This window comes from Pseudomonas syringae pv. coryli str. NCPPB 4273 (genome assembly GCF_000972175.1).
GTDB lineage: Bacteria > Pseudomonadota > Gammaproteobacteria > Pseudomonadales > Pseudomonadaceae > Aquipseudomonas > Aquipseudomonas syringae.
Genome location: NZ_AWQP01000084.1, coordinates 1 through 8,207, shown reverse-complemented (window position 1 = coordinate 8,207; position 8,207 = coordinate 1). Strand labels below are relative to the sequence as shown.

The following is an 8,207-nucleotide window of genomic DNA, read 5'->3' as shown; positions in this document are numbered from 1 at the left end:
GAAAGGGCCAGTACAGTCGCAAAAGATTCGTCGTTTGAAACAAAGCCTTCGCGAACAAGTTCGCTCCTACAAAAGCCATCCGGCTCCCATGCCCAAACGTAGGAGCGAACTTGTTCGCGAAAGGGCCAGTACAGTCGCAGAAGATTCGTCGTTTGAAACAATGCCTTCGCGAACAAGTTCGCTCCTACAAAAGCCATCCGGCTCCCATGCCCAAACGTAGGAGCGAACTTGTTCGCGAAAGGGCCCGTACAGTCGCAGAAGATTTGTCGTTCGAAACAATGCCTTCGCGAACAAGTTCGCTCCTACAAAGGCCCGTTCTCATGCTTGAACGTAGGTAGCGAGAGGCCATTGAAACCGAGCGCAAACATCACCACCGACGGCTGCTGTTTAGCCCCTGCAGATACTCATCCCCACCCAACTGACGCATCTGCTGACGAATCCAGCCGGCGCGGCGAGAGACGTAGCTGCTCGGGTGGCTGGCGCTCCACTGGCGCGGGTTGGGCAGGACGGCGGCGAGGTAGCTGGCCTGCTGCGCCGACAGCGCGCTGGCGTTGGTGCGGAAGTGATGTTGCGCCGCAGCCTGGGCGCCGAATACACCTTCGTCCCACTCGACACTGTTGAGGTACACCTCAAGGATGCGCTCCTTGGACCAGAGCAGCTCGATCAGCAGGGTGAACCAGGCTTCCAGCCCCTTGCGCAGGTAGCTGCGGCCGGACCACAGGAACAGGTTTTTCGACACCTGCTGGCTGAGGGTGCTGGCGCCGCGTATCGAGCCGCCACGCTCGTTATGCAGAATGGCCGCTTGAATCGCGTCGACGTCGAAACCCCAGTGCTCGGCGAATTTCTGGTCTTCGCCGGCAATGACTGCGATTTTCAGGTTGTCGGAGATTTTGTCCAACGGTTCCCAGTCGCGTTGCAGGTCGATAGGCTCGCCGTCGAACCAGGATTCTACCTTGCGCTCGACCATCAGCGCGGTGCCCGGTGGCGGTACCCAGCGCAGAACCAGAACCACGAGAACACTGCCTGCGGCGAACCACAGCAGGGCTTTGAAGAGGCGACGAAGAATAGACTGCAGCATAGAGATGGCTTGGCCGAACCCGTTGAGCGGGCCATTATACAGACCGTGCGCCTTCCGACGATTTTTCTGGAGTTCCTGATGCTTCGTAGCTTTTTGATGCTGGCCGCCTTCTTCGGCTTCACTGGTGTCGCTCTGGGCGCATTTGCCGCCCACGGCCTCAAGGAACGCCTGAGTGCCGAGTACCTGGCGGTGTTCCACACCGGTGTGCTTTATCAGCTGATTCACGCGCTGGCCCTGCTCGGCGTGGCGATCCTGGCGACGCACATTCCCGGACGCCTGATCACCTGGGCCGGATTCTCCTTCGCGGTCGGTATTCTGCTGTTTTCCGGCAGCCTCTACGCCTTGACCCTTACCGGGTTCAGCAAGCTGGGCATCATCACGCCGTTCGGTGGTCTGGCATTTCTGTTCGGCTGGTCGATGCTGGGTCTGGCGGCCTGGAGGCTGGGTTCGCCTCCTTGAGTGTCTGCGCCTCGCAAAGCAGGCGCGCTTGAGACGAATGGCGTGGCTTTGCCTTGGTCATACCGGCTGATCGGGCTAGAATGCTGGCCCCCCAAAAATGATGGCTGCTCTCGCATGCACATTCAGTTGAACGGCGAACCCCATGAATTGCCCGATGGCGAAACCGTCGCGGCATTGCTGACCCGTCTGGACCTTGCAGGGCGCCGGGTCGCGGTGGAACTGAACCTGGATATCGTGCCGCGCAGTCAGCATGCGACGACCGTCCTGAGCGAGGGCGATCAGGTCGAAGTGGTTCATGCCATTGGCGGTGGCTAGTTCGCAATCCGCACTGCGCCCAACCCAATCTGCACGTTATGAGGATTTCCGATGAGCAATGTTCGCAGCGACAAGCCCTTCGTCCTGGCCGGTCGGACTTTCGAGTCGCGCCTGCTGATAGGCACCGGCAAGTACATCGATATGGAACAGACCCGTCTGGCCATCGAAGCCTCGGGCGCCGAGATCGTGACCGTTGCCGTGCGCCGCACCAACCTGGGCCAGAACCCCGGCGAGCCGAACCTACTGGACGTGCTGCCGCCTGATCGCTACACCATATTGCCGAACACCGCTGGCTGCTTCGATGCGACCGAGGCCGTACGCACCTGCCGCCTGTCCCGCGAATTGCTCGACGGGCGCAATCTGGTCAAGCTCGAAGTGCTGGCCGATCAGAAGACCCTGTTTCCGAATGTGATCGAAACCCTCAAGGCCGCCGAGATCCTGGTCAGGGACGGCTTCGACGTAATGGTCTACACCAGTGATGACCCGATCATCGCCCGCCAGCTGGCCGAAATCGGCTGTATCGCAATCATGCCGCTGGCCGGCCTGATCGGCAGCGGCCTGGGCATCTGCAACCCGTACAACCTGCAGATCATTCTTGAAGAAACCAAAGTGCCGGTGCTGGTCGATGCCGGCGTCGGTACTGCCTCCGACGCCACCATCGCGATGGAGCTGGGCTGTGAAGCCGTATTGATGAACTCGGCCATCGCCCACGCCCAGCAGCCGGTGATGATGGCCGAAGCCATGAAGCACGCGGTAATTGCCGGTCGTCTGGCCTACCTCGCCGGGCGCATGCCACGAAAACTCTATGCCAGCGCGTCTTCGCCGCTGGATGGCCTGATCAAGTAAGAGCCCGTTGATGACTGATTCGCACGTTCCGCACCCAGAGTCGCCTGCTGTCGAAGAAGGCGAAGAGCGCCCGCACCGCCGCATCAAGAGTTTCGTGATGCGAGCTGGCCGTATGACCGAAGGTCAGCAGCGCGGCCTCGATCAAGGCCGCCCGTTGTATGGGCTGTCGCTGACCGACACACCGGTGGATTTCGATCAGGTGTTCGGTCGCGTTGCGCCGCGTACGCTGGAAATCGGCTTCGGCATGGGCCACTCGCTGCTGGAAATGGCCGCTGCGGCTCCCGAGCATGACTTCATCGGTGTCGAGGTGCACTCTCCAGGCGTAGGCGCGCTGCTCAATGGCGTACTCACCCAGGGGCTGACCAATGTGCGTGTCTACGATTGCGACGCCATTGAAGTGCTGAACCGCTGCGTTGCGGACAACAGCCTGGATCGTCTGATGCTGTTCTTCCCGGACCCGTGGCACAAGAGTCGTCACCACAAGCGCCGCATCGTGCAGCCTGAATTCGCCGCACTGGTGCGCAGCAAGCTGAAGGTCGGCGGGGTGTTCCACATGGCCACCGATTGGGGCCCTTACGCGGAATACATGCTGGAAGTGATGAGCGTTGCGCCCGGTTATCGCAACCAGGCCGAAGACAACCAGTACGTCCCGCGCCCTGCGGAACGGCCGATCACCAAGTTCGAGCGCCGTGGCGAGAAGCTCGGACACGGCGTCTGGGATCTGAAGTTCGAGAAAGTCGACTGACCGGGCTTGCGGGTTGCTGGCAACCCGCAATGTTGTGTCGCTTACTGAATCTCGTCCGGCTTGACGATCACCCAGTTCTTGTCCGCCGTGACCGGCAGCTTCTCCTTGGCCTGAGCTTCGGCATTGTCCTTGATCATGCCGTTCAGCTGGGTCATGTACTTGTCCTTGCGGTTGATCCACAAGTGCACGCCGCCCTTGCTCACATCGACGCTGTGAAACAGCATGTAGCCGTCGCTGGTCGGGGTGTCGCCGCCGACCAGGACCGGTTTTTTCCACTGATCGATGTAGGTCAGGATGGCCGCCTGCTTGCCCGCCATCCAGGTTGCCGGCGTCCACAGGTATGGCGTCAGCTCCAGGCCCATATTGCTTTTCGGATCGTATTTGCCCGCCGTGATCTGCTTGCGTGCGGTGGTCAGTTCGCCTGTCTTGCGGTCCTTGAGCAGCGTGCTCACGCCGATCACATTCTGCGGTTTGACGTTGTAGCCGTACTTGGGATCGGCAGCGACCATACGCACCAGCTCTTCGGACGCGGCGGTCATCACATACACCTCGATGCCGTTTTCCATCAGCTTGTTGTACAGCTCGGTCTGCCCGGTGAATACCCGCGGCGGTTCGACATTGAGCTGCTTGACGGTGTCGCCGTCGTAGTAGGTCGCAGGGATCGGCTTTTTCAGGGCCATCAGCTCATCGACGTAGCCCTTGAGCTCCTGAAGCGTAAAGCCGGAAAACACCTGCGCGACCCACGGATAGCAGACCATGTCGTCTATTTCGCAAAGACGATAGTAGTAGCTGAACAGGCTTTCCTTGTGCTCGGCGGTGTCTTTGAAGGGGATCAGCTTCAGCGAGGGATCGAGTGTTTCGCGGGTGATCAGACCTTTGTTTTCCATGTACGGCAGCAGCGACTCTTCGAGGTCGAAGCGGTAGCTGGTGTTGTCCACGTCGAAGACGGCGTAATTGCCCTTGTTGGCATTCGCCGCAATCATCGCGTCGAGCGCCTTGGCGGCAGGCTCGGGCCAATGCTTCAGTTCGGTGGCCGCGATAGCCTGGCTGGCAAGCCCGAAGCAGACGGCCGCGGCCAACAGTTTTGGCACGAGTTTCATAGGCGATTTCCCCTTGTCGAAAAAACGAAGGGGCAGACCGTAACAAATTATTGTGAAGGCAAAAGTACGTCAGCGACCCAAAAAAGGCCAAATGACGCCGTTTGCCCCTTTATTTGCGACAGTGAAACCAAAAACGACACTTTTATTGCAGTTTTTCGTCAGCGGCCGCAGTTGCGCCGAAAATTGCTGATCAGACCCGTTCCCACACTTCGAAGTTGTAAGCCGGTTTGTCATCGACGGCGGCGTTTTCGGTGTTGGATACCAGCGCCCACTGCGCCGTATCGAATTCCGGAAACCACGCGTCGCCATCAGGGCTCAGCGCCACGCGAGTCAGGTACAGGCGATCTGCCTGAGAGAGGCCTTGAGCGTAAAGCTGCGCGCCGCCGATCAGCATCACCTCGTCGACACCCTGTTCCTGCGCCCACTGCTCGGCGCGCACGACGGCGGCGTCCAGCGAAGCGAAGACTTCTGCGCCTTCAAGCTGCAGGTCGGTCTGGCGGCTGACCACCAGATTGAGGCGGCCGGGCAGCGGACGGCCCAACGAATCCCAAGTCTTGCGGCCCATGATGATCGGCTTGCCGAGCGTCGTTGCCTTGAAATATTTGAAATCCCCCGGCAAATGCCAGGGCATGGAATTGTCGACGCCAATCACTCGGTTTTCACCAAGGGCGGCAATCAGGCTGAGGGGCAGATGAGTTTTCATGTCGCGAGGATATCAGAGGTCGCAGGGCAGGCGAATGAACTGACATGCGCCGTGCTCAGTCCCATGACTGCGGTTATGCTCACCGCTGAATTCAATCAAGAGACACTGTGTGACTGCACTGACCCCCCTCGATACCCTCTGGCTGACCGAAGCCGTGCGCCTGCGTGAACAGCAGGCTGGCGTGCTGGATGATCTGGAAGCCAATCGCCGTGCCCGCGCTGCCGGAGGCGACCTGACGGCGCGCATTACCCACCGCGCCCTCGGCCTGGCGCAGCGCGACGGCATGCTTGGCGCACTGCACCACTGGAAGCAGGGCGCGCGGTTGGCGTTGATTGTGCTGGCGGTGCTCTCGGTCATCAGTGGCGCGGGCCTGGCGTTCGCCGCAATGGGCGACGGGCAGGCACCGGTCAATGTGTTCTGGGCGCTGGGCAGCCTGCTGGGGTTGAACCTTGTGCTGTTGCTGACCTGGGCGCTGGGCCTGATCTTCGCCGGGCGCAGTAATAGCGGGCTGGGTCGAGTGTGGCTGTGGCTGAGTGAAAAGCTCGCCCGTGACGCCCAGGCCGCGCAGCTCGCCCCCGCGCTGGTGTTGCTGCTGCAACGCCAGCGCCTGAATCGCTGGGCGCTGGGGCTGGTGGTTCACAGCCTGTGGCTGCTGGCGTTACTCACTGCGCTGCTGTTGCTGTTGATGCTGATGGCGACCCGACGTTACGGGTTTGTCTGGGAAACCACCATTCTGAGCAGCGACACGTTCGTCAGCCTAACCCAGATGCTCAGTACGATCCCGGCGTGGCTGGGGTTCAGCGTGCCGGACGAAACCATGATTCGTGCCAGCGGCAATGGCGCAATGAGTATCGAGAACGCGCGTCAGGCCTGGGCGGCCTGGCTGGTCGGTGTGCTGCTGGTGTATGGCATCGTGCCGCGGCTGTTGCTGGCCGGGTTCTGCCTGTGGCGCTGGAAGCAGGGCAGGGCGGCGCTGCGCCTTGATCTGGATTTGCCCGAATACCTTGAATTGCGTGAGCGCCTGATGCCCAGCAGCGAGCGTCTGGGTGTCAACGATGCCGAGCCTGCTGCGCTGCATCAGGTGCAGTCCGGCGCAGGAGCAACCGAAAGCAACGGCGCGCTGCTGGTGGCCATCGAACTGGATGATCAGCAAGTCTGGCCGCCAGCGCTGCCGTCGGGTGTTGCCGATGCAGGCATCCTCGACAGCCGTGAGTCGCGCCACAAGCTGCTGGAGCAACTGACCCAGTATCCGCCTGCGCGCATGGTGATCGCCTGCGACCCGCGCCGCTCACCGGACCGTGGCAGTCTGGCGTTGATCGCCGAACTGGCACGCTGCGCCGGTGCAGCGCGCATCTGGCTGCTGCCCGCGCCTGCCGGGCAGAGGCTTGACCCCGAGCGCCTCGGCGACTGGCACGTCGCGCTGGATCAATTGCAGTTGCCGCACGCCGACAGTGCGCCCTTGAACTGGCTGGAGACAGGCCATGACTGAAGCAGACAGCACTCGTGCGATCAGGCTGGCGGTGGTCGGTCATACCAACGTCGGCAAGACCTCGCTGCTGCGTACCCTGACGGGTGATGTCAGTTTCGGCGAAGTGTCCCATCGTCCCAGCACGACGCGCCATGTCGAGGGCGCACATCTTTCTGTGGACGGCGAGGCATTGGTCGAGTTGTACGACACGCCTGGCCTGGAAGACGCTATCGCGCTGCTCGATTATCTGGAGCGCCTGGACCGTCCCGGCGAGCGTCTGGACGGACCGGCGCGACTGGCACGCTTTCTGGAGGGCAGCGAGGCACGCCAGCGTTTTGAGCAGGAGGCCAAGGTCATGCGCCAGTTGCTCGATTCGGACGCGGGTCTTTATGTGATCGATGCGCGTGAGCCGGTACTGGCCAAATACCGTGACGAACTGGCGGTATTGGCAAGCTGCGGCAAGCCACTGCTGCCGGTACTGAATTTCGTCAGTGCGCAGCAGCACCGCGAGCCGGAGTGGCGCGAAGCGCTTTCACGCTTGGGCCTGCATGCGCTGGTGCGTTTCGACAGCGTGGCGCCCCCGGAAGACGGCGGCCGTCGTCTGTATGAAAGCCTGGCGCTGTTGCTGGAAAGCGCGCGGCCTCGGCTTGAGCGGCTGATTGACGATCAGGAAAAACAGCGCACAGCCAAACGCCACAGCGCCGCTCGCCTGATCGCCGAACTGCTGATTGATTGCGCAGCTTGCCGGCGCAGTGTCGAAACCACCGCCGACCAGGAGCAGCAGGCTGTGGAAGCGTTGCGCAAGGCGGTTCGGCAGCGCGAACAGCAGTGCGTCGAGGCGCTGCTCAAGCTGTATGCGTTTCGCAAGGATGATGTATCCAGCAGCGATTTGCCGTTGATGGATGGCCGTTGGGGCGATGACCTGTTCAACCCGGAAACCCTGAAGTTGATGGGCGTGCGCGTTGGCGGCGGTGTAGCGGTTGGCGCGGCGGCCGGGGCAGGGGTCGACCTGATGGTCGGCGGTGTGACGCTGGGTGCGGCGGCGCTGGTCGGGGCGATTGCCGGTGGTGCGTTATCCACAGCGCGCAGCTACGGGGGCCGGTTGATCGGCAAGTTCAAGGGGCGCAGAGAGTTGACCGTCGACGATGCGGTACTGCGCCTGCTCGCCCTGCGTCAGCGCCACTTGCTGCTGGCGCTGGGTGTCAGGGGCCACGCTGCGCTGCACAGCATCGAACTGACCACACCGCAGGACAAGACCTGGCGCAAAGGCAAAATCCCCGAACCCCTGTCACGCGCCCGCGCCCACCCGCAGTGGTCGACACTCAACCCGCAGCCCAAACCGAATCAGGCTGAGCGGCAGGAAGCGATTGATGAGCTGGCGGCTGTGGTTTTGCAGGATTGAACTGTTACGGCGCTGAGGACAGGACGCAGAGCGTCCAGAACGGCATGCGACGCGGAGCGTGGGAACGATGAAACCTTGAGATCACTATAGT

At 61.6% G+C, this 8,207-nt stretch carries 9 protein-coding genes; 6 read left to right on the top strand and 3 right to left on the bottom strand.

The window, feature by feature from the left end; all coding sequences use genetic code 11:
- Positions 1-367 precede the first annotated feature (367 nt).
- Positions 368-1,078 carry a monofunctional biosynthetic peptidoglycan transglycosylase gene (gene mtgA / locus P406_RS26510; RefSeq protein WP_010407207.1) on the bottom strand — a complete coding sequence of 237 codons (711 nt, stop codon included), beginning with the start codon at positions 1,076-1,078 and terminating at the stop codon, positions 368-370.
- Between the two features lie 78 nt (positions 1,079-1,156).
- Between mtgA and P406_RS26505 the strand changes: the two genes are divergently transcribed.
- The 4 genes from P406_RS26505 to trmB all read left to right on the top strand — a co-directional run bounded on the left by P406_RS26505 (position 1,157) and on the right by trmB (position 3,443).
- Positions 1,157-1,537, top strand: coding sequence for a DUF423 domain-containing protein (locus P406_RS26505; RefSeq protein ID WP_003372515.1), 381 nt, complete (start codon positions 1,157-1,159; stop codon positions 1,535-1,537).
- A 114-nt stretch (positions 1,538-1,651) separates the two neighbouring features.
- Complete coding sequence (thiS, locus tag P406_RS26500; protein ID WP_003341343.1) at positions 1,652-1,852, top strand: sulfur carrier protein ThiS; 201 nt, start codon at positions 1,652-1,654, stop codon at positions 1,850-1,852.
- 51 nt (positions 1,853-1,903) lie between these two features.
- Positions 1,904-2,698, top strand: coding sequence for a thiazole synthase (locus P406_RS26495; RefSeq protein WP_046237839.1), 795 nt, complete (start codon positions 1,904-1,906; stop codon positions 2,696-2,698).
- 97 nt (positions 2,699-2,795) lie between these two features.
- A complete protein-coding gene (trmB, locus tag P406_RS26490; RefSeq protein ID WP_217998891.1) occupies positions 2,796-3,443 on the top strand; it encodes a tRNA (guanosine(46)-N7)-methyltransferase TrmB in 648 nt (215 codons plus the stop codon).
- A gap of 41 nt (positions 3,444-3,484) precedes the next feature.
- Here the strand turns inward: trmB and P406_RS26485 are convergent, their stop codons facing one another.
- Both P406_RS26485 and P406_RS26480 read right to left on the bottom strand, forming a co-directional pair.
- Complete coding sequence (locus P406_RS26485; protein ID WP_046237837.1) at positions 3,485-4,543, bottom strand: HAD family hydrolase; 1,059 nt, start codon at positions 4,541-4,543, stop codon at positions 3,485-3,487.
- A gap of 190 nt (positions 4,544-4,733) precedes the next feature.
- Entirely contained in the window at positions 4,734-5,246 is a 513-nt protein-coding gene (locus tag P406_RS26480) for a dihydrofolate reductase (protein ID WP_046237836.1), read from the bottom strand.
- Positions 5,247-5,355: 109 nt separating this feature from the next.
- Between P406_RS26480 and P406_RS26475 the strand changes: the two genes are divergently transcribed.
- A complete protein-coding gene (locus P406_RS26475) occupies positions 5,356-6,735 on the top strand; it encodes a DUF2868 domain-containing protein (protein ID WP_046237835.1) in 1,380 nt (459 codons plus the stop codon).
- A complete protein-coding gene (locus P406_RS26470; protein ID WP_046237834.1) occupies positions 6,728-8,116 on the top strand; it encodes a GTPase/DUF3482 domain-containing protein in 1,389 nt (462 codons plus the stop codon). The genes P406_RS26475 and P406_RS26470 overlap by 8 nt, the downstream gene beginning before the upstream one ends.
- Positions 8,117-8,207: the final 91 nt, after the last annotated feature.